Origin of the sequence: Methylorubrum sp. B1-46 (genome assembly GCF_021117295.1) — a bacterium.
Classification (GTDB): Bacteria; Pseudomonadota; Alphaproteobacteria; order Rhizobiales; family Beijerinckiaceae; genus Methylobacterium.
In genome coordinates this window covers 4,127,225-4,149,252 of sequence record NZ_CP088247.1, presented here as the reverse complement: position 1 = coordinate 4,149,252, position 22,028 = coordinate 4,127,225, and the positions used below count along the sequence as shown (strand labels likewise).

Here is a 22,028-nt window from a genome sequence, read left to right as displayed (position 1 = left end):
CGGCGCAGGCGCCGGCGGCATCGGGTCAGGCTCTGGGAGGCTCTGGCGGCGGGGGGCCGTGCACGCTGGCGAACGAGGCCGCTTCGGGCCAAGCCGGCGCGGCGCACGTCGCCCCCGGCCTCGGGATGGGGACCGCGGTCGGCAGGAGCGAGGCGACGCCGGCGTTACAGAGCGCCTTTAGGGGGCAACCCGCCTTGGCGCAGTCCGGGTTCAGTGGCTTCTCGGGCGGGCAGCAGCGCATGTCGTCCATGGCCATGCCGGCCATGTCGGTCCCTCCCATCGCTTCATGGCCCATGCCGGGCATGGCCTCGCGGGACCCTTGCGCCTGCGCCGTCATGGAGGCGCGCATGCCCACGGCGGCCGCGGAAGCGGTCACCGGCGTCAGGGCGAGGCTGACAACCGCCATGAGCGGGAGCAGCCGCCGAAGGGCGAGCCAAAACGTCACGAATCGAGGATGCCAGTTTTCAGGGCGCGCATGAAGCCTCCCGGTTTCCCGCGCGCAGCGACCTGCAGGTGGCCTGGATAAGGCTTTCCACGGTGGGAAGGTCAAGCCCAGGATGGCAGCCTGACTTACGGTCGTCCCGGGTCAGGCCCTAGGGAACCAGGCGTCGCCCGAGCGGCCCTGCATCCGACGCCTCGATCATGGAGCGGATGCGGGCAGACATCGTGTCGACGGCGAAGGGCTTGGTCAGGACCGCCATGCCCGGTGCGAGATGGCCGTTCCCGAGAATGGAATTCTCGGCGTATCCGGTGATGAACAGCACCTTGAGGTCGGGACGGGTGACGCGGCCGGCATCGGCCATCTGCCGGCCGTTCATGCCGCCTGGCAGCCCCACGTCCGTCACCAGAAGGTCGATACGGACGTCCGACTGCAGCACCTTGAGGCCCGCGGCGCTGTCGGCGGCCTCGATGGCGGTGTAGCCGAGATCCTCCAGGATGTCGTTGACCAGCATGCGGACCGTCGGCTCGTCGTCCACGACGAGGACGGTCTCGCCCTGCTCGGAGCGGGGTAGCGTCGTCGCGACTTCGTCACCCGTGTCCTCGGCGATCTCGCCGTAGTGGCGCGGAAGGTAGACGCACACGGTCGTGCCCCTGCCGACTTCCGAGTAGATACGCACCTGCCCGCCGGACTGCTGGGCGAAGCCGTAGATCATCGAGAGGCCGAGTCCAGTGCCCTCGCCCAGCGGCTTGGTGGTGAAGAACGGCTCGAACACCCGCGCGACGACGTCCGGCGGCATGCCGGTACCGGTGTCGGTGACGCAGAGGGAGAGGTACTGCCCCTCGGGCATGTCATGCTGGCGTGCGGCCCGCTCGTCGAGCCATTTGTTGGCGGTCTCGACCGTGATGCGCCCGCCGTCCGGCATCGCGTCACGCGCGTTGATGCACAGGTTGAGCAGCGCGTTCTCAAGCTGCGGTGGGTCCACCAGCGCAGGCCACAGCCCGGATGCGCCGACGACCTCCACGGGAATGGCCGGGCCGACCGTACGCTGGATCAATTCCTGCATGCCGGAGACGAGGCGGTTCACGTCGGTGGGCTTGGGGGCCAGGGTCTGGCGGCGCGAGAAGGCGAGCAGGCGGTGGGTCAGGGCGGCCGCGCGCTTCGAGGCGCCCTGCGCGGCCGCCATGTAGCGGTCGACATCGCTGAGCCGTCCCTGTTGCATCCGGGTCTGCATCAGTTCCAGCGAGCCGGAGATGCCGGCGAGCAGGTTGTTGAAGTCGTGCGCCAAGCCGCCGGTCAACTGTCCGACCGCCTCCATCTTCTGCGATTGCCTCAGGGCTTCCTGAGCCGCCGCGAGTTCCGCCTCGCGCGCCTTCGCCACGCTCAGGTCGCGACCGACGGCGATGAAGTGCAGCCCGTCCGGCTCGGGCGCCACGGTCCATTCGATGGACTTCCACGACCCGTCGCTCGCGGCGATGCGGTTCTCGAACCGGGTTGGCCGCTTCGTGTCGCCCATCCGGACGAGGGCCGCAAGCGTCTGGTCCGTGTCGTCGGGATGCATGAAGGTCGCGTAGGGCCGCGACAGGAGCTCGGCCTCGGACCAGCCTAGCACCTGGGTCCAGGCAGGACTCACCGCCGACATCGTCCCCTGGTAGTTGGCGCGGGCCAGCATGTCCTCGGACAGGTTCCAGAGCCGGTCGCGCTCGGCGGTACGCTCGGCGAGGGTCGCGGCATGCTCCCTCTCCTCCGTCACGTCCCGCGCGCTGCAGTAGAATTGCCCGCCCTCGGGGACCGCGACCCAGGCTAGCCAGCGGTACCCACCGGCGGTGGTGCGGCAGCGGTTCTCGAAGCGGAGGACCGCCTCCCCGGCCCGTAGCCGATCCAGCGCGGCGTGGGTGGCCCTGACGTCGTCGGGGTGGACCAGCTCGACGAAGGGGATGCGTGCGGCCTCCGCATCGCTCCAGCCCAGCAGCGACTTCCAGGCCGGGTTGGTCCGGACGAAGAATCCGGCGTCGTCGGCGATGCCCAGGAGGTCCGTGGAGACCTGCCAAGTCCGGCTCAACTCGCGTGACCGTTCGGCGACCTGCCGTTCGAGGTCGGCGTTGAGGTCGCGCAAGGCCGTCTCGACACGGCTCCGCTCAACCGCGATGCGGGTCCTGCCCGCGACTTCCCGGATGAAGGCCAGGTCGTCCGGCGCCCAGTCCCGCACCTCGGCATGGTTGACGAAGAGGGCGGCCACGAGCCGACCCTGTTCGAGCACCGGCACGTTGACGAAGGCGTGCGCGCCGCGCCCCTTCGAGGCCTCCGCCGCGCCCGCCGTCCTATCGTCGCGCTCGACGTCCGCGATGCTGACGAACTCGCCGCGCTTCAGGCTGTCGATGAACGACCCGTAGGTCCGCAGCGGCACGACGCCGGCGAGGGTCTCGACGCCCGGTGCGTTCCAGTCGCGCTCGACGTGGAGCGTCTCGGCGTCGGGGTCGATGGTGCCGTATCCCACACGGCTGACCGCCAACGTCTCGCCGAGGACCTGCGAGGCCGCGAAAGCGATGTCGTCCGCCCTCGTGAGCTCATTGAACCGGTCGGTGATCCGCACCAGCGCCTCGCGCCGCGTCTCCGCCCGCGCACGGTCGGTGACGTCCGCGCCCTCGATGAAGATACCCCCGACCGTACCGTCGACATCCCGGATCGGTTGGTAGACGACGTCGACGAAGCGCTCGTCATGCGGGCCGCCCGGCACCGCCTGCACGGCGTAGCGGATGCCATGGAACGTCTGCGGCACGCCGCTGTCGTAGACCTGGTCGAGAATTTCCAGGAACCCTTGCTCGACCGCGTCGGGCAGGGCTTCCGCGACCGTCCTGCCTACGACGTCCCGGTGGCCGACGAGCTTCAGGTAGCGGGGATTGGCCAGTTCGAACCGATGCTCCCTGCCGCGCAGCACGGTCATGAACGTCGGGGTCTGCTCGAAGAGGCTGGCGAAGCGCTCGCGCTCGGCCGACAGGCGGCGCTCGGCCAGGACCTGCTTGGTGATCTCGGTACAGGCACAGAACAGCCCCGCGACCGTGTTTCTGTCGTCCGGGACGGGCGTGTAGGAGAACGAGAAGTGCGTTTCCTCGGGGTAGCCGTTCCTGTGCAAGGTGAGCTGGAGGTCGTCCATGTGCACCGGGTCGCCGGCATACACCCGATCCATCAGGACCCCGACCTCGATGCGGACCTCGGGCCAGACATCGAAGAACGGGCGACCGAGGGCATCGGGATGCCGGGCGCCGAGCATGGGGGCGTAGGCGTCGTTGTAGACGAGCGTACGCTCGGGACCCCAGCACAGGAACATCGGCTGGCGCGAGCTGAGCATCACTCGCAACAGCGTCACGAAGGCTTGCGGCCACCGGTCCGCCGGCCCGAGGAACGTCGACGCCCAATCGTGGGCGCGCATCCGCGCGCCCATGTTGCCCCCTCCTGCCAGGAAGCCCGGAGCCTGGGTCATCGGATCAGGCTTGCCCTTGCGCTAGCGGAGACCGTGTCGACCACGGGACCTGACCTACCGTGTGAGCCTCGTGCCGGGCTTTCACGCGCATCGAAGCGCGGGTGAACTCGCTGGCCGAGGTGTGCTTACTTTGGGTGGCTTGGCTTTTCGACCATCCGGCGACGGGCACGACCAGGGAGGTATGACGCGAGCGCTTGGCGGGCATGGCAGCGGCTTAACACGTTTGGCTGGTCGGGATGTCTCCCGTTTTGTCCCACCCGGCGTTCCGACGGAGCTTGCGCCGTCCGTCCCCGACCTATGGCGGCCCCGTCTCGGAACGCGGCAGGCCACTCAGGTCAGGCTCGAACTCCGCAGCTTCGAAGCTCCCTTTCGGGATGCCGCATACGGGCGGCGACCAGGTGCTGGCGACAGTGCGCCTGGCCGCCCCCCGACGCGTGCTGGAGAACCACCGAGTTGGCGCGCGCTACACTCGTAAGTGCGCGTCGCCCTGGCGACCGGCCCGGAGGGCGAATTGCCGGCCGATGTCCACCTTCCTCGGCCGGGTGTCCGGTCGCGGACACATCTCGTCGCGGACCCAGCGATCCAGCCACTAACGGCGTGGTTACCTCGTTGTTCGAATTGACCGATGCGGTTGCCGCCGGATGGCGGACAGTTGAAGCGGACGGTCGCGGCTGCTCTCCCCCGGGATGCAGGAGGCCGCCGAGGATCCTGCCTTCATCTTGGACGTGCATGGCAACGTCCCGAACTTCAAGCGAACGGTCCTGAACACCGGAGCCGTGTCCGGCGGACCAACCCACCGCAACGGCTCGCGCTCCGGCGGGGGAGAAGGTGCCCGACGGCAAGCCCGCGCACGCGGACAACGACTGGCATGCGCACGGGTACAGGCACGAAATGCCCGGCAGGAGATAGGAGTTCTCCGGGCGGCCCGTCCAAGCAGGCGGTGCGGACATGCGGATGCTACCCGAACTCGCGGGTTTTCGCGCCTGGCCGCGGGCATCGGGTACGCGCCCGCGAAGCCTCCCGCGCACGTTACTCCCCATGCGCCGCCCCCAATTCCGGCCTGCGACCTCAGTCGTCGAAGTCGTGGTGGTGATGGTGCCGCTCGAACCGGCGCGGCTCGTATTCGTCGCGGCGCGTGTGATGGTGCCGGACTACGACGTCGTCATGGTCGCCGTGACGGTAGACCTCGACATGATCGTGCGGCCGCCGTTCGCCATAGCCGCGCTCGTAATATTGGGCCGAGGCCGCGGCCGGCGCGATGACGATGGCCGCGGCCATCAAGCCTGCAAGGTGTCGCCGCATCGCTGTATCCTCCGGGGATTCGTATAACGGCAGGTTGCGCCGCCGCCGTTGAATGCGTTCTGAAACCGCCGTTCAGGCAACCGTCACGCTGGGTTCGCCGACCTTTCGAGGAGCGTGGGACTGGGCCGCCCGCCGATGCCGCCGTCCCGGCCCCGGGTCGACGTTCCGCTACACGGTGGCCGTGCTCCTCCACGATGGCGCGCTTGCGGGCGTCGCCGTGGCGGTGACACTCGCGCACCACCGTGCGGTCGTGTTGATGTCGGTCCTCGACGCCGTGCGCGTGATCGAGCTCGCGGTGCTGGTGGCCGCCAGCGTGCGCCGAACCTCGCCGAGGCCGTCGTCCAGAGGGACCCCCGGCAACGGCGCCTGGGATGCTGGTCCGCCACCCGCAAAGCATCGGGGCGCGGTCGTCGGGACTGCGGCACAATGGCTTGGAGCCTGTGCCATTGCCGCAAGCGGCGGCGCCCTGTTAGGTTGCCCGGGATAATCTTGCGACTTCTCGCCCAGGGCATCGTCGACACGGTTCGAGACCCGCTGGTGGTCCTCGAAGCCGACATGACAGTGGTCAGTGCCAGCCGCTCCTTCCTGCGCATGTTCGGCCTCGACGTTGGGACTGTGGTCGGCACGTCGCTCTACGACCTGTCGCAAGGCCAGTGGCGGGTCGGGCGGCTCCAGGATCTGCTCGGGCGGATCGTGCCCGACGACATGGCCATCGACGGCTTCGAGGTCGAGGACGAGTTCCCGGGACTCGGTCGGCGCATCTTCAAGCTCAACGCCCGCAAGGTCCACCGTCCCGGCAACCATATCACTCGGCTGCTCCTGGTCTTCGAGGACGTGACCGAGGCGCGAATGCTGGAGAGGCACCGCGACCTTCTCGCCGCCGAGCTCGCCCATCGCATCAAGAACAGCCTGCAGATCATCACCTCGTTCGTCTCGTACGAAATCCGCCGGGCGGCCGAACCCTGCGTCGAGGGCTACCGCGCGATGCAGGGCCGCATCGGCGCCGTGGCCGAGCTCTACGACGTGATCTCCCGCTCCTCGACGCTCGGCCCGGTGGCGATGGGGCCATATCTGGAGGGCATCGCCGGAAGCCTGCGTTCCAGCCTGCTCGGCGCCGAGGCCCGCATCGCCGTCGACGTCGAGGCGGAACCGCTGTCCATCGTCGCCGACCAGGCGGTCACGGTCGGGTTGATCGTCAACGAACTCGCCACCAACGCGGTGAAGTACGCGTTTCCGTCCGGAGGGGGCCGCATCCTCCTCGGGTTCAGGCGCCGGGACGGTGAGGCGGTGCTCACGGTCGCCGACGACGGCATCGGGCTGGACGCGACCAGCGGCCCGGGTTCCGGCCTTGGATCCCGGTTCGTCGAGGCGTTCGTCCGCCAGCTCAACGGAACGCTCGCGATGGCAAGCGGCGCGGGCGGGACGACCGTGACGGTAAGGCTGCCGGCCTCCGTCCTGGCGTAGTCCGGTCGGGCGCCTCGCCTTCGGGGTCGCTCGGTTGTGAAAATTTCACCGGGCGACTTGGCGGGTCCGGCGACCGCCGCGCCCGACCCCGCTGCGAATTGTGGCAACGGCTGCTAGAACCGAAGCCTGATGGACGACACGGTCAAGCCACCCCCATACCGCGCGACGCCTGAGCGGCTCCGACGCGACCAAGCCAGGATCGAGGCCGAACTCGCCGGAATTGATGGCGGGACCGACCCGTTCCCCGCTGCCGTGCGGGCAACGCGCATGCCGATGGTCATCACCAATCCGCGCCGGCCGGACAATCCCATCGTCTTCGTCAACGATGCCTTCTGCCGCCTGACCGGTTATGCGCGGGAGGAGATCCTCGGGCGCAATTGCCGCTTCCTGCAGGGCCCTGAGACCGACCCGGAGACAGTCCGCCTGATCCGCGAGGCCATCGTCGCGCCCCGGTCCATCGAGATCGACATCCGCAACCACAAGAAGGACGGAACACCGTTCTGGAACCGGCTGCTGCTGGCGCCGGTCAACGACGCGGGCGGCGATCTCGCATACTTCTTCGCCAGCCAGTTGGACGTGACGGTCGAGCGTGAGCGCCTCGTCGTGCTGGAGGACGAGAACGCGGCGTTGACGGCCGAGCGGCGGGCCAACCTGGAGCGGCTGGCCTTCAGCGAGGAATCCCTGCGGCTCGCGACCGAGGCCGCCGAGGTGGGGACCTGGGACCTCGACCTGACCACCGACGTGCTGACCTGGTCGGATCGTACCAAGGCGATGTTCGGCATCTCGCCGGGCGTGCCCTGCAGCATGGCCGACTTCTATGCCGGGCTGCATCCGGACGACCTGGAGGTGACGAGCGCGGCCTTCGCCTCGGCGCTCGACCCGGCGCGGCGCGCGACCTACGACGTCGAGTACCGCACGGTCGGAAAGGAGGATGGCGTCGTCCGCTGGGTCGCGGCCAAGGGCAAGGGCCTGTTCGACGCGAGAGGAGCGTGCGTCCGGGCGCTCGGCACGGCCATCGACATCACGGCGCGGCGGCGAGCCGAGGAGGTCCGGCAAGCCAACGAGGCAAGGCTGCGCTTCCTCGACGCACTCGGCACGGAGACCGCCGGGAACACAGATGCCGAGGGCATCCTGTCGGTGACGACGCGCATGGTGGCGGGCCATCTGCGTCTCTCGAACTGCGCCTACGCCGACATGGACCCGGACGGGGAAGGCCTGACCATCCGCGGGGATTGGTCGGCGGAGGGCTCGCCGAGCATCGTCGGGCGCTACCGCCTCACCGATTTCGGCACGCTGGCCGCGACCTGCCTTCGTTCGGGCGAGTTGCTCGTCGTCGGCGACGTCCGGTCTGAACTGCCGGCTGCGGACGCTGCCTCCTTCCAGGCCGTTGGTGTCGCGGCGGTAGCCTGCATGCCCCTGGTCAAGGACGGGCGCCTGACGGCCATGATGGCCATCCACGACCGGGTGGCGCGGGCTTGGTCGGGCGACGACCTTGCGGTTCTCCGCGAGGTGACGGAGCGCTGCTGGGCGCATATCGAGCGCGTGCGCGCCGACGCCGCCCTGCGCGAGGCGGCGGGGCAGCTCGCGGCCCTGAACGCGACGCTTGAGCAGCGGGTCGAGGAGCGCACCGCCCGCCTGGGCGAGGCGGAGGCGGCGCTCCGGCAGTCGCAGAAGCTGGAGGCGGTCGGCCAGCTGACCGGGGGCGTGGCCCACGACTTCAACAACCTCCTGACCATCATCCGGTCCTCTGTCGACTTCCTGCGGCGACCCGACCTGCCGGACGACAGGCGAAGGCGCTACATGGACGCGGTCTCGGACACGGTGGAGCGCGCCACCAAGCTGACCGGGCAACTCCTGGCCTTCGCCCGAAGGCAGGCGCTCAAGCCCGAGGTGTTCGAGGCCGGCGCCCGTCTGAAAAGCGTGGCCGACATGCTCGACACGGTGACCGGTTCGCGCATCCGCGTGCTGACCGAGTTGCCCGAGCGTCCCTGTCACGTCCTGGCCGACGTGAGCCAGTTCGAGACGGCCGTCATCAACATGGCGGTGAATGCCCGCGACGCTATGGACGGCGAGGGCACGCTGACGCTGCGGCTGTCCTGCTCGCAGGGGATGCCTTCGATCCGCGGTCACGGCGGCAGCCCGGCGCCGTTCGCGGCGGTCTCGCTGTCGGACACGGGCACGGGCATCGCCCCGGAGCTCCTCGGACGCATCTTCGAGCCGTTCTACACCACGAAGGAAGTCGGCAAGGGAACGGGGTTGGGCCTGAGCCAGGTGTTCGGCTTCGCCAAGCAATCGGGCGGCGACGTGAACGTGGAGAGCGCTCCGGGGCGTGGGACCACGTTCACGCTGTACCTGCCCGAGATCGAGGCCGCCCCGGAGCCGGGCAGACATGAAACGGGAGACGAGGCCACCTCGTCCGGAGCCGGGCGGCGCGTGCTGGTCGTGGAGGACAACGTCGAGGTCGGGCGATTCGCCACGCAGATCCTCCAGGACTTGGGCTTCGCGACGGACTGGGCGGCGAACGCCGAGGAGGCCCTCGACCGGCTCGGCCCGGATGGCGCCGGCTTCCACGTCGTGTTCTCGGACGTGGTCATGCCCGGCATGGGCGGCCTCGCCATGGCCAAGCTGTTGCGCGGGCGGCTCCCCGGCCTGCCGGTCGTCCTGGCGTCCGGCTACAGCGATGCGCTGGCCCAGGGAGGTGGTGACGGCTTCGAGCTGCTGCACAAGCCCTACGCCGCCGACCAACTCGGGCGCACCCTGAACCGGGTGATCCGGCAGCACGGCCGAGCCATTTGAGCGCCGTAAGGCGACGCTAACGCAAGGTCCGAACGGACAGCTTCGAATCCGCATGAGCCGTACGGTCGGGCTCACCGGCCGCCCCCGACGCTTCGACCTGGCCGCGCCGCTGGAGGCGCAGCGCCACGATCCAGCACAGCACCGCCCAGGCCGACCCGACGCACCAGCCCGCCAACACGTCGGTCGCGTAGTGGACGCCGATGTAGACGCGGCTCAGCCCCACGACGACGGTGAGGAAGACGGCGAGCCCCATGAAGTACGCCTTCAGCCGTGCGCCCGCTGCGACCCTCGTCATGATCGCCCCCAGCGTCAGGAAGGTCACCGCAGAGAGCATGGCGTGGCTGCTGGGAAAGCTGGCTGTGAACACTTGGATGCCGCCGGGAATGTCGGGACGAGGGCGGTTGAAGAGCAGCTTCAGGCCGAAGCTGATGACCGTGCCGCCCAGCATCGAGCCCACCACCAGGAGGGCAGTCCCACGCCTGCGGACCAGGAGCAGGTACCCCACGGTCGCAGCCAGCAGGAAGCACAGGACGACCATGCTCCCAAGGGAGGTCACGTCGCGCGCCATCTCATGCACCCAGGCCGGCCCGATTGGGCCGGCGGCGCCGAGTGGACGGAAGAAGCGCGCGACCCGGGTGTCGAACGCCATGGTATCACCCTCCATCACCTCGCCGGCGAGGAGGCCGAACGCGAGGAGGAGTGCGGCGACGCAGAACAGCGTCGCCACGAGGCCGAGCTCCCGTTTCCCGAGGCGCGTCACGGCTGCTGCCCAGGCACCCAATTCGTTCATCCGCCTCGCCTCCCGGCCGGACCTCGGTACGCCGCCCCAGGTCTGACGCGCGTCGCCCGTGGGGCGAGGCGGCCAGACCGGGGATGCAAGGATCGTCGATGGACCGCGGCCCTGACCCACGGCGACTGCTTCTGGCCCGGCCTCGGGATGCGCGCGGCCGCCGTCCCCGGGCCGCCGGCATCCGTGCGAACTCCACGGATCGGGGGCAGGTCGCGCGCACGGCCCCGTGGACGAAGTCGCCGCGGCGCCGGACAAGGGCGGGGCCCCGGCGCGTCGCCATGCGGTGTCGACCGCAGGTTCATGACGCCGTCGCGTCCGCGCCCGGATGACGGCCGGCCCGCTGCGGTAGCAGGACGATGAGCGCCACGATGAAGGCCGCGATCACGGCGGAAGCGAGCGGCCGGCTCAGGTTCAGCCCGCCGTTGGCGACCGGCTTGTCGAGGAAATCGCCCACCGTGGCCCCGAGCGGGCGGGTCAGGATGAACGCCGCCCAGAAGAGCGTGACCCGTGAAACGGAGGTCCGGTAGTACAGGGCGATGACGACCGCGAGCGCCGCCGCGAAGACGAGGGCGCCACCCTCGTAGCCGAGGCCGCCGGTGTCCGCGAGCCAGTCGCCGAGCGCGGTGCCCAACGTCTGCGAGAAGGTGATCGCCCCCCAATAGAACGCCTCGACCCGCGGGGTCGAAACCGTGTCCACCGACACGGTGCCCTCGGTCGCGTACCAAAGCCCGAGCACGGCCGCGAGGCAGGCGAGTAGCAGGGTCGACCCGCCGGTGTATCCGATGCCGAGCGAGCGGTCGGCGAAGTCCGCCATCGTCGTACCGAAGGTGGTCGAGGCGACGATCGTGGACCAGTACAGGACCGGGTGGAACCGCTTCGATATGATCTGGGCGACCACGAGCGCGACCAGCAGCACGGCGAACAGGGCGGTGCCGGCGAGGTAGCCCCAGTTGAGGGTCATGGTGACGGTGTCGCCGCCGGTCTCCCCGAGCGTCGTGGCCAGGATCTTGATGATCCAGAAGCCCAGCGTGACCTCGGGTACCTTGCTCAGGGCGCGTTCGTAACGGTCGTCCATCGGACCTGCTCCTTCTTCGAGAAAAACCTCACGGCGCGTCGGCGCAGGCCGCCCGGCGACCGGCACGCTGCGGGATGAGGAGGACGAGCCCCGGCCATGACGAGCGCGAGCACGCCGGAGATCGTGATGTCGTCGATGCCCAGGCCGCCGGAAGCGACCGGCTTGTCGAGCGAGTTGGCGAGGGTGGCGCCGAGCGGCCGCGTCAGGACGAACGCCGTCCAGAACAGCATGGGCCTGGAAACACGCGTTCGCAGATGGAGGGCCGTGACCACGGCCAGCGCGACGAGGATGAGGAGCGCGCTCCCGTTGTACCCGAGCCCGCTGCTGTCAGCCATCCAGTCGCCCAACGCGGTGCCGAGCGTCTGGGAGAACATGACCGTGGCCCAGTAGAAACCTTCGGCCCGCGGGGACCGCACCGTCTCCACGGCGACCGTGCCGAGCGTGCGCTTCCACAGGATCAGGGTCGCGACGACCGATCCGAGCAGCACCAGGGACCCGCCCGCGTAGCCGATGCCGAGGGACCTGTCGCAGAAGTCGGCGAGGGTCGTGCCTGCGAGCGTCGTCGCGGTGACCACGGCCCAGTACAGGATCGGATGGAAGCGGTCCGCCCGGACCTGTGCGGCCAGCAGCACCGCCAGGGCGGCCCCGAAGATCGCCGTGCCGGCGAGATAGCCGAGGCCGAGCGTCAACGTGACGGCGTTCCCGCCGACCTCGCCCAGGGTCGTGGCCACGATCTTGATGGCCCAGAACCCGGCGGTGGCTTCAGGCACCTTGGCGGGTTCGACGTGTCCGGGTCGCTCGGTCGGTTGCATCGGGCTGCCGTGGGAAAGCGAGGGCTGGCTCACGCGGTGTGGGTCTGGTCGATGATGGCGAGCAGGTCGTCGACCGCGCGACGGCAGGCGGCCGGATCGGGGTTCGACGCCCGCAGCGCGTCGAGGGCGCGGTCGATGGCCTTGTCCACGACGTGCCAGTCGGCGGCGGCTCGCGGCTTCAGGCCGGCCTCGGACGCGTCCCAGGACAATTCCAGGTCCTTGATGCGCGTCTTGGCGGCGGCGAGGTCGCCCCGGTCGGTCATCGCCTTCACGTCGACGACGATGGTCCGGAACTTGGAGAGGTCGCCAAGCTTCGAGGCCGCCATCGCCTTGGGCGTCGCTCCGACGGCGGCGTCCTGCATCGCCAGCAGGCCCAGGGGGGCGGCCGTGGCACCGATGACCGTCGCGGCGATGGCGGCGAGGAGGATGTTTCGCATGGTCGTTCGCTCCGTGTCGTGCGGCGTTGGAAGGACTGGAGGATGGCGAGCCAGTAGAACGCCTCGCGGCGCCGGGTCACGATGGCGTGGATCGAGAGCGTCCGCTCGGTCGCGTACCAGAGGGCGAACACGGCGGCGAGGGCGGCCGCGAACACGCCGGTGCTGACGAAGAGGCTCACGCCGAGCTTGTCGGTCAGGATGTCGGTGACCTGCGTGCCGACCACGCTGACGAGGACGACGGTCGACCAATAGGTCCAGGGCACGTAGCGCCGCTCGCGCACCTGCAGGGCGAGGACGGCCGCGAGGAGGCCGGCCGTGAGGGTGGCGGTGACGGCGGCACCCAGGCCGACGTTCACCGCGAGGTAGTCCGCGCCGGTCTCGCCGACGGTCGTGGACAGGATCTTGATGACCCAGAAGGCCGCGGTGACCTCCGGTACCTTGTTCAAGACCTGGCGCTGGATCTCGCTCATCCCCGTCTCCCGTCCGTCATGGTCGGGCACGGTGATAGCGAGCCAGAATGAGGGCAGAATGAGCTTCGTCCGGAGGAGCCGCAGGCTCGGCCTCAGGCCGGCAGTCTGACGGTTGCGAGGGTCCCCTGCCCGTCACGTCGGTTTTCGACCGTCAGGCCGAGGTCGTTGCGCTCCGCGATGCGGCGGGCGATGGCGAGCCCGAGCCCTGTGCCTTCGACTTCCGGTGGCGCGGCCCGGAAGAAGCGGTCGAACAGGCGGCCCTCGCTTCCCGGCGGCAGCCCGCAGCCGGTGTCCCGAACCGTGACGACGCACGCACCGTTCCGGTTCAGCAGACGGACGTCGACCTGGCCTCCCGACGGCGTGTAGCGCAGGGCGTTGTCGACCAGGTTGGCGAACAGGACGCGGACCTCGTCCTCCGACGCGTGAAGCGTCGCGGGTGTCTCGATATGCACGCCCAGGTCGATGTCCTTGCGCTCGGCGAGCACGACGTGGTCGGCGACGCAGTCGAGCAGGAGCTGGCCGAGGTCGACGGATGCAGGACGGGCCTCGGCACCGTCGTCGAGCCGGGCGAGACGGAGCAGTTGATCCACCAGCCGGTTCGCCCTCCGGAGGCCGTCCGCCAGCGCCATACGCCGCGCGTCGCCCCCGCCACCGGCAGGCCCGCCGAGGGAGTCGAGTTGGATCTGCATCGCGGCAAGCGGCGTACGCAGTTCGTGCGCCGCGTCGGCCACGAACCGCTTCTGGGCGGCCAGAGCGGCCTGCAGGCGAAGGATGAGCCCGTTCATGGCCTCGACGAGGGGCGCCACCTCCGTCGGCACGCCGCGCGTCGGCAAGGGGCCTTGGGCGGCGGCGCCGCGCCCGGCGAGGTCATGCACCAAGCCGTCGAGCCGCCCGAGCGCCCGGTTCATCGCCCAGCCGACGACGATCCACGACAGCGGGACGAGGAGCAGCAGCGGGGCCACGGCGCCGAGCGCCGCATTGCGTGCGAACTCCGCCCTCACGACGTCGCGCTGGGCGACCCGGACCGTCGTGGTGCCGTTGGCGGTCGTGTAGGTGCGCCAGAGCTCGCCGCCCATGACGACGTTCGCGTATCCCGTGCGGCCGGGGTGGCGGACGTCGACGCCGCGGTCGTCGCGCAGGACCTGCCCGTCCTTCCAGATGGTGACGGCGAGTTGGTCCTCCGGGTCCTGGTCGGCGGCGGGCGGCGCGTCCGCGTCCGGGAGCCCGGGACCGGCGTTGAGGGCGACCTGCCGCAACTGCCCGTCGAGGAAATCGGCCGCCTCGATCCGCGCGAGGGCATAGGCCGCGACCATCGCGGCCAAGCCGATTCCGGCGAGCAGGGCGGTCATCCAGCCGAGCGTCGTGCGGCGCAAGGAGGCGGCCCTCATGGCTTGGGCACCATCCAGCCTGCGCCGCGGACGTTGAGGATCACGCCCTTGCCGACCTTGCGGCGGACCGTGAGGATCAGGGCGTCCACCGCGTTGCTCTCGACCTCCTCGCCCCACCCGTAGATGCGTTCCTCGATCTGCGCCCGAGAGAGGATGCGCCCCGGTCGCTCCATGAGCGCGTGCATGAGGGCGTATTCGCGCGCCGACAGGACCGCGACGGTTCCGGCGTGGGATAGCACATGGCTCTCCGTGTCGAGTTCGGTCTCGGCGGCCACGAGCCGCGCGGTCGCCCGCCCGGCCCGGCGCCGCAGGATCGCCCGCATCCGGGCGAGCAGCTCGCGCATCTCGAACGGCTTGACCAGGTAGTCGTCGGCCCCGAGGTCGAGGCCGGCGACGCGGCTGTCGAGTCCGTCCCGCGCCGTGATGATGAGCACCGACATGTCGTTGCCCGCCGTCCGCGCGGACCTGAGAACCTGCAGGCCGTCGGCGCCCGGCAGGCCGAGGTCCAGCAGGACCAATGCGTGGCCGCCGACCCGCAGCGCCGTTTCGGCCATGGGGCCGTCGCGTACCCAATCGACGGAGTAGCCTTCGGCGGCAAGGCCGTGCGACAACCCTTCGCCGATCATGCGGTCGTCCTCGATCAGCAGCACGCGCATGGGTCGCCTTGTTCGGGTCGGAGCATTCATGGCGCGGTGCTGGCCGTGACCGCTCGCAAGCCGGAGCCGGAACTGAGCCGCGCCACGGACCGGTCCTAGCCTGCAGCCGAGACAACAGCGACGTGAGAAGTCGCTTACCCTAAAGGCGTAAGCATTCCTTTGGACTTGAGGAAAGCAGCCCTGGATCGGCGCCTCGGAGGCGGTGTCGGGTTTCGGGAGATTTCCGGCCACGTGCCGACGTCTGCGTCCGACCTGCCGCCACTGGGCATATGGCGAGCCGTCATGACGGCGCCGAGCGGACAGCACGGATCACCGTCGGGCTTGCGATACACCAAATGGCTCGGGATGAATGCGGATGGCGCGTTGCCGAATCGCCGGTGGTGGCCGGACCCAAAACCACATACTGCCCGTTCCGGCACCTCGCCCCTAGTTGGCCTTGCAGGCGAGTGACGCAACGACCTACCATCATGAACGTCATCACGCGGCCTTTGTAGTTTTTGGTCGTTGGAAGTGCGTCATCGTCGTTCTATACGACTTGATGTTCAAGGGGTATCAGGCCGGTGACATCGTCCTGGAGTTGGGCCGTCAAGTCGAGTTCCTGCCAGTAGGAGGCGGGGGCCGGGATGCCTCGCCGCCATACGATGTCCACGTTGACGTTCGGGTCGGTGAACCTCGCGTTCTTCTCGTCTTCCAGAAAAGCGTGTGTTGAGGCCCAAAGGCGCAACGTTTCGTCGAGGTCCGGCGAAGCGATGCGGGCCGTGACGGACTGGCACCGCAGCATCGCGCGCACGAGGGGCGCGGCTTGAGCGGCGCCGGGTGCGGTAAGCGCCCGCAACCCCCCGATGTAGTCCGACCGGTAGATGGTCGGCACCACGATTCGCGACTTCCCCCCGCCGACCAATTCCTTCGTCATCATGATGCGGGCGGTCCGACCGTTGCCGTCGTTGAAGGGATGGACGAGGACGATGAGGGTGTGGGCGAACACGCCGCGGGCGAACGGGGCCTGCAGGTCGCGCAGCATGGCGAAACCCTCGCGCAGAGTCCCCTTGACGAGGTCAGGCAACACGAAGACGGTGTTGCCGGCGCTGTTGGCATCCTCCTTGAACTCGCCCGGCTTCTTGTCGGGGCGCGCGTCGAGCAACCGCGCGTTCCGCTCGCGGATCTCGGCCATGAACTCATCGACGGACGATGCGCGCGCCTCGCCCGGCACGATGCTCGCGACCTGGGCAAAGGTTTGCGTCACGTCGCGACCGTCCTGCGGCCGCCCATCGGCCGGTTCGTGCTCGAACACGATGCGCCGCGCCTTGTCGACGAGGAAGCGCGTGCCCTCGATGTAGTTGGTGAAGTACGCCTCGACGAATGACGTGCAGTCCCGCTCGCCGGGACCGACGTGCGGGTCGGCCAAGTCGGGCGCGACGCGCCCGAGGGTCATCGCCAAGACCTTGAGGCGCTCCATGCACTCGGGGTCGTAGGGGTCGTCCGGCCGGCGCCGCGCGGCCACGTCCCTTGCGACCAAACCGGCTTTGCGCGTTCCGAGGATGGTCCCGATGATATCGAGGAGGACCTGCAGTTCCTGTTCCGCCCCAAGCGAGCCTGCGATGCACTCGGCCCGCTGCCGGATCTCCCGGAGACCGTCCTCATGGGCGGTCTTCAGCAACCGCTCGACCTCTCGTTCGACGCCTTCCCTTCCGACGGTGCGGCTAGGCCCACTCCGTGCGCGTGATGCCTGCAGGTTCTCCAGCAGGGCGCGCGCGTCGCTCGGAAGGTAGACCCCGAGGAAGGACATGTCCCCCTCCAACGGCCCTGGACCGGGGAAGGTTCTGATTTCCAAGCCGGGCAGTGACAACCGCCTGCGGGCCTTCCCGTGCGGATCGGTCGCGAACACCCAGCCCGGGAAGACGACGCGCCCGTCCGGCCCGCGCTCACGCCAGGGATTCCTCTGCAGGGCAGTCCGGCCCCTGAGCACGGCACCAGGCGCGTATCGAGCGAGGATGGGAGCCCATCCGCCGCAGACAATCTCTTCGACGGGACGACCGTTGCACACCGCATAGATGCCGTCGCCGACCCGCCGGAGCTTGCCGGCGGCGGCCTGCCGCTGAAGGGACCGGTCGCGTTGCGGGTCGCCTCGCGTGAGGATCAGATCACCGTGCGTCGTAGCCACTTAACGCCCCCGGGCGGCGGAAGCCCCGTCGCTTATATCGACATAATAACCTCTTGTGTCGTTTAAAACAACATAAGCTCGCAATTGCCCTAAGGCAGGCTGATATACCCGTCTACTACTCGATTCCCGGACAAGGCAACCATGTCTCCGAGCGGTTGGAAGTCGAAGACCCCCTCAGACCGGCATGCCGGTCAAGGAGCGCGGGTTCACCTCGGCCCGATATCCCTTCGAATGCCTGAGCAGGCGCCGCATCTCATCGAGCCAGCCGAGGTCCTCGGCGGACTGGTCGTAGAGGCAGATGGCCAGCCCGTGTTCGAGGACCGGCTCGATCTTGGCGTATGCCTCGGAGGAATGCATCGCGGCAACGGCCTTGTCCCGGGATGGCCAGCGCGCCATCAGCGCGAACTCGACGTACCGGATGTCCCGGTCGTGCAGGTAGAAGACGACGTTCTTGTGCCGGAAGCGGGGACGCTGGAAGACGGGTCGCGGCCTCAGATCGACGAGTGCCCGCGCGGCGTTGGTCGCAATCAGGCGCAGCAGAGGCTCCTCCGTCAGCCCCTCGATGTCGACGAAGGCGACGGCGCCCTCTCAGTCGTCCTGGCCGGGGAAGAGGGTGTATTGCAGGTCCGGCATGGACGGGACGGCATGCGGCGCCAGCGCCCGGGTCGGGAAGCTGAGGATCTTGCGTTCGGCCATCGTCAGGCTTCCGGGACCAAGGAGGCGGCACGCCTCTCGACGGAGGCCAAGTCACGCAGCCGGACGGCATGTTCGGGCAGGCCCCCGCCGGGAGGCACGAACGTGCCGTGCTCGTCCTTCAGATCACCTTTCTTGATGAAGAAATCCTCATGCATTCGCTCGCCGACGCCGGTGAATGGAACGATGACCATCTGGGCCTGGGTCGGCGCCTTTCCGTCCTTGGGCCGTTGCGGAAGTTCCGTAACGATGGTGTCGGAGTGAAGCTCGACCGCGAGGCTCTTCACGTAAGGCTCGACGTAATAGACCCGCTTCACCCCGGCGGTGACGAGGTGCCGGGCACAGTTATGGCAGGGATATACGGTGCAATAGAGCGTCCACTGACGACTGTTGCCGGCCCTTCGTGCGGGCGAGGCGCTCGGGTCGCCTGTCGCGGTGAAAAGCGTCGGGTTGACCGGTTACCGTGGCAAAGCAGCGTTGATGGCCTCGATGACCTTCTCACCGTTGTCGAGGGTCGTCACGACGCCAGGGCCGTTTCCGTCCAGGAAACTGGGATTGCGGATGAGCCAATCAGCCGGGCTGAAGTGGTCGAATTCCGGCGTGGATGCCGGGAGGATCCTGAACACCGTCTCCATGCGCTTCACCAGCCGGCCGGGGCCCGGTGCATCCTTGTCAAGCTTGGCTAGGGTCAGTGCGGAACGCCCCTTGAGCTCGAAGGCGCCGTTGACAATGCCGACATAGGTCTCGGGCTCGAATATGTCCTCGACGTCGCCCTCGGCGATGCCGAGCACGTCGGGATAATTCATGATGCGGCTCTCTGGTATGGCACCGGCGGCCTTGAGCTGCTCAAGCTTGCGCTTGTCGCCCTGGGCTCTGTCGGACATCACCGCCAGGTGTAGGTTCGCGCCCTTGAACAGGGAGACGAACGACTGGATCTTGTCGAGCCCACCGGCCGGACAGATCGTCCAGCGGGGGTCGAGCGCGGTCCGTCGCCGTCGCTTCAGCTGAGCCGACAGGGCCTTGAGGAACAGGATGTCGCCCGGTCCCTCGACCAGCAGGGTGTGCTTGCCGATGAACAGCGCCTGGGTGACGTCGTAGCCCAAGGCGGCCTGGAGGGGGAAGAGGGTGTCCGGGTCCGTGGCGAGCACGTCGCCCCTGACCTTGGTACCCTTCGTCGTCCAGAAGCCTGGACGCTTCTGCTCGACCTGGTCCTCGATGATCCGGGAGAGCGTCAGGTCGTCGGGCGGCACCATGAAGGGCGAATGCGTGGAGAAGACCACTTGGTGCTTCGGCAGGAGTCGGTCGGCGAAGTACCGCAGCAGATCGGCCTGGGCCTTGCCGTGGAGGGTCAGCCCCGGCTCGTCCAGCAGGAGTATCTGGTTGCCCCCACGCTTGCTTACCTGCGCGAACTTCACCAGGAACGAGAAGAACCAGATGAACCCGGCGCTACGCTCCGAGAACGGCACCGTCACCCTGTGAAGGGTGTTCCTGACACGGGCGCGGGCGATCGCGCCGGCGTTGAACGGGGCGGGGTCGCCCGCTTCCGCCTTCGTGACCCTGACCTCAAGCTCCAGGAACGCGTTCTACGTCCAGTATTCCTGCAATTGGTCGGTGATGGCGTTCGATGCGGATTCACACTTGGCGTTCAGCGACTCGTAGGTCGTCGACGCCTTGATCTCCTCCACCGAGGTCCCGGCGAATTCGAGGAAGTCGAGGAAAACCCTCTCGCCGACGTCCAAATGCGTGTTTCCATGCGGATGTCCGGGATGGTGGTACGGTGCGTCCCCGTTGCGTACGATGTCGTCGACCCGGATTTGCCCGGCCATGCGGTCGTAATACGAAAAGTACATGAACTGGGGCGTCACGGAGCGGATGTAGCTCCCAACGAAACCCACCGCGTTCTGGCCGGGGAACGACCTGATCGTTTCCAGGAGCGCGACTTGGTCCGGCGTCGGCTCCGCCAACGCCTCCAACGCCTTTCGGAGCATGTCCGTGGTTGTGGCTTCCGCAAGCGGTTCCCTGACGGTTTCGCCGAGGCCGTGGCTGGCCATCAGGTACTCGGCGATGGCCGGGTAGTTCAGCGGAACGTCGATGCGGAAGGTTTCGTCGTCGTAGCGGCGCGAGAGGGTGATCTGACGCGACCGGAGACAGTCGGGGCCCAACGCTTCGGCCAGCGTCGCCACATCCTCGGGCGATAGGGACCATTTGGACGTGATGACGATTGCCTCGCCCTCCTCCTTCGGATGCCGTGCGTCGTACTCGTTCAGGTGCCGCCTGGGGTAGTCCCGTTCCCTATCGAATACCGTTGGTGTCGCCGGGTGGGGATTCAGGCCGGCCAAGGCTTGAAGGAGGGCGGTCTTGCCAGCCTCGTTCTTGCCGACAAGACAGACCATGTCGCCGAGCGTGACCTCTTCCGAATCCTCGACGCTGCGAAAATTGGTGACCCTGAAACTGTCGAGCCTCATTCCATCCCTCGTAGTCGGTCCGCAGCTTCGCGGATGGCCAAGCAACTGCAATCGCAGATTGGTCTGCTAGACGATGCCGGATTTCGCTGCCCCTGGGTTTGGCGAGCCCGGCGCATAAGCGGTCCTGAAGTCCCGGTGGTTCGCCAACGCCAACGGCCTATAAGGACCTTTCCCATCACATTGGGTCACCTCGGCCAGATCGAATCTTTCCCTGACGCTCGGGTGGACCAGGGCATCCTCCGGGATCTCCCGGACCTTCACCGGCCATCCCAGCCATCCCATCCGACGGGACAGCCAGCGGGGAAGGATGCCGGCGATGGAGTCGTGCATGCCTGCGACCTCGCAGTGCTGCATGCCATCGGACGCCGGATGCAGGTGCAGCCGGCCGGTACCGGGCTCTTCGGACACCATCCCGTCGACCCGAAGCGGATCCGGGATCTTGGTGGCCTGCTCCACCATCCACTGCAACGCGACGTCGGACAGCCGGCTCTCGGCTTCGGGGTAGCTGCCGCCGATGTCGGAGTGGTTGCCGGCGAACCACATCTGGATGAGCGGATCGGGCTCGCCCTGGACCTTTTTCCGCACCCCGTCCCGGCTGCCCCACCTGACCCGCGGGAAGTCGGCGCGGGTCTCGTCGATGGAGAGGGCATGCCGGGCATAGCCGACATGGCCGCTCAGCAGTTGGTCGTAGTTCCCGGAGCGCCATTGCGCGATGTGCCAGCGCGCCTTCCCGTTCACCGGTGAGTCGGTGATGGTCTTGACCGCTGTCGGCAGCCAACGCCAGAGGACGAACGCCGCAGTGAGCGAGAGGGTGGCCAGGAACGGGCGCCAGTAGCCGGTGCCGAACGCTAGGTCGGACAAGACGGCGGGCACGGCTGCAACCAGCACGGCCAGGATCGTCAGGCCGGCCGCAATGCCCCACCACTTGGGTCCGGTCGCGCCGAGCGAGGCGACGGTGTCGAACACGCCGATGAAGTGCGGTGCCACGTTCGAGGAAAGGTCGTCACCCGACCCGTACTTGCGCCGGAATCGCCTCGCCAACTCGAACCGGTCCTTCTCGTAGTCGCCGCCCCGGGGTGAACCCGCGCCGTACTCATAGACCTTGATCACCGCCTCATCCGCGATGTCCCGCGTCGCCTTGCGGAAGCGTGGAAGGTCTCCGCCCGGCACTTTCGTCGGGACGCCGCACAGGAACAGAACGTTGGCCACGCAACGGGCCGTGTAGGCCCCTCGGCTGAAGCCGATCAGGTAGATGCGGTCGCCGGGCTCGTAGTGGTTGATGGCGAACTCGTAGCAGTCGGCGATGTTCTTCGTGATGCCCAGGCCGGTCACCGAGGACAGCAGCTTCTGCAGTCGGCGGTAGGCACCGACGAAACCCGGGGCCGAGCCGTCCGTGCCGAGGCCGGCGTCGTAGAAGGCGACCTGCTCGCGCGGGTCGATGCCGCTGTCCGGCCCGACCCGGCAGACGCGGTAGAGCTTGTAGACGTTGCTGAGGCGCTGTTCCTCGCGGAGGCCACCTTCCTGGCCGGTGCCATCCGAGAAGACCACGATGTTCTTAGCCACGCCCCCCTCCTGCAGCCGGGATGGTCCTGGAATGGA

At 68.4% G+C, this 22,028-nt stretch carries 18 protein-coding genes; 2 read left to right on the top strand and 16 right to left on the bottom strand.

Annotation, left to right across the window (positions count from 1 at the left end):
• Window positions 1-25 precede the first annotated feature (25 nt).
• From LPC10_RS19340 to LPC10_RS19330, 3 genes are all read right to left on the bottom strand, one after another.
• Window positions 26-445: a hypothetical protein gene (locus LPC10_RS19340; protein WP_003602905.1), complete on the bottom strand. Its 420-nt coding sequence runs from the start codon at window positions 443-445 to the stop codon at window positions 26-28.
• A 148-nt stretch (window positions 446-593) separates the two neighbouring features.
• On the bottom strand, window positions 594-3,881 hold the full coding sequence (locus LPC10_RS19335) for a PAS domain-containing protein (RefSeq protein ID WP_003602906.1): 3,288 nt from the start codon (window positions 3,879-3,881) through the stop codon (window positions 594-596).
• 1,107 nt (window positions 3,882-4,988) lie between these two features.
• Window positions 4,989-5,222 (bottom strand): hypothetical protein, encoded by a 234-nt coding sequence (locus LPC10_RS19330; RefSeq protein WP_003602908.1) that lies wholly within the window; start codon window positions 5,220-5,222, stop codon window positions 4,989-4,991.
• A 489-nt stretch (window positions 5,223-5,711) separates the two neighbouring features.
• Between LPC10_RS19330 and LPC10_RS19325 the strand changes: the two genes are divergently transcribed.
• Complete coding sequence (locus tag LPC10_RS19325; protein WP_231343945.1) at window positions 5,712-6,686, top strand: sensor histidine kinase; 975 nt, start codon at window positions 5,712-5,714, stop codon at window positions 6,684-6,686.
• A gap of 129 nt (window positions 6,687-6,815) precedes the next feature.
• Entirely contained in the window at window positions 6,816-9,482 is a 2,667-nt protein-coding gene (locus tag LPC10_RS19320; protein ID WP_003596880.1) for a PAS domain S-box protein, read from the top strand.
• 16 nt (window positions 9,483-9,498) lie between these two features.
• Here LPC10_RS19320 and LPC10_RS19315 read toward each other — a convergent pair whose 3' ends face one another.
• From LPC10_RS19315 to LPC10_RS19250, 13 genes are all read right to left on the bottom strand, one after another.
• Complete coding sequence (locus LPC10_RS19315) at window positions 9,499-10,272, bottom strand: phosphatase PAP2 family protein (RefSeq protein ID WP_003596879.1); 774 nt, start codon at window positions 10,270-10,272, stop codon at window positions 9,499-9,501.
• A gap of 298 nt (window positions 10,273-10,570) precedes the next feature.
• Complete coding sequence (locus tag LPC10_RS19310) at window positions 10,571-11,347, bottom strand: hypothetical protein (RefSeq protein WP_003596877.1); 777 nt, start codon at window positions 11,345-11,347, stop codon at window positions 10,571-10,573.
• On the bottom strand, window positions 11,320-12,192 hold the full coding sequence (locus LPC10_RS19305) for a hypothetical protein (protein WP_003596874.1): 873 nt from the start codon (window positions 12,190-12,192) through the stop codon (window positions 11,320-11,322). The genes LPC10_RS19310 and LPC10_RS19305 overlap by 28 nt, the downstream gene beginning before the upstream one ends.
• A complete protein-coding gene (locus LPC10_RS19300) occupies window positions 12,189-12,485 on the bottom strand; it encodes a histidine kinase (protein WP_231343944.1) in 297 nt (98 codons plus the stop codon). The genes LPC10_RS19305 and LPC10_RS19300 overlap by 4 nt, the downstream gene beginning before the upstream one ends.
• Entirely contained in the window at window positions 12,428-13,066 is a 639-nt protein-coding gene (locus tag LPC10_RS19295) for a hypothetical protein (protein WP_231343943.1), read from the bottom strand. Before LPC10_RS19295 ends, LPC10_RS19300 begins: the two co-directional genes overlap by 58 nt.
• Window positions 13,067-13,158: 92 nt before the next feature.
• On the bottom strand, window positions 13,159-14,454 hold the full coding sequence (locus tag LPC10_RS19290; RefSeq protein WP_003596867.1) for a cell wall metabolism sensor histidine kinase WalK: 1,296 nt from the start codon (window positions 14,452-14,454) through the stop codon (window positions 13,159-13,161).
• The gene (locus LPC10_RS19285; protein ID WP_003596865.1) at window positions 14,451-15,110 is read right to left on the bottom strand and encodes a response regulator transcription factor; all 660 of its coding nucleotides are present in this window, start codon (window positions 15,108-15,110) and stop codon (window positions 14,451-14,453) included. The genes LPC10_RS19290 and LPC10_RS19285 overlap by 4 nt, the downstream gene beginning before the upstream one ends.
• Before the next feature lie 526 nt (window positions 15,111-15,636).
• Window positions 15,637-16,896 (bottom strand): Fic family protein, encoded by a 1,260-nt coding sequence (locus tag LPC10_RS19280; RefSeq protein ID WP_017484341.1) that lies wholly within the window; start codon window positions 16,894-16,896, stop codon window positions 15,637-15,639.
• 549 nt (window positions 16,897-17,445) lie between these two features.
• Window positions 17,446-17,667: a hypothetical protein gene (locus tag LPC10_RS19275; protein WP_003596862.1), complete on the bottom strand. Its 222-nt coding sequence runs from the start codon at window positions 17,665-17,667 to the stop codon at window positions 17,446-17,448.
• 302 nt (window positions 17,668-17,969) lie between these two features.
• Window positions 17,970-18,251 carry a hypothetical protein gene (locus tag LPC10_RS19270; protein ID WP_231343942.1) on the bottom strand — a complete coding sequence of 94 codons (282 nt, stop codon included), beginning with the start codon at window positions 18,249-18,251 and terminating at the stop codon, window positions 17,970-17,972.
• A 171-nt stretch (window positions 18,252-18,422) separates the two neighbouring features.
• The gene (locus LPC10_RS19260) at window positions 18,423-19,436 is read right to left on the bottom strand and encodes an ATP-dependent endonuclease (protein WP_017484342.1); all 1,014 of its coding nucleotides are present in this window, start codon (window positions 19,434-19,436) and stop codon (window positions 18,423-18,425) included.
• Window positions 19,437-19,547: 111 nt separating this feature from the next.
• A complete protein-coding gene (locus LPC10_RS19255; protein WP_003596854.1) occupies window positions 19,548-20,429 on the bottom strand; it encodes an AAA family ATPase in 882 nt (293 codons plus the stop codon).
• A gap of 66 nt (window positions 20,430-20,495) precedes the next feature.
• Window positions 20,496-21,992 (bottom strand): DUF2235 domain-containing protein, encoded by a 1,497-nt coding sequence (locus LPC10_RS19250; protein ID WP_003596853.1) that lies wholly within the window; start codon window positions 21,990-21,992, stop codon window positions 20,496-20,498.
• Window positions 21,993-22,028: the final 36 nt, after the last annotated feature.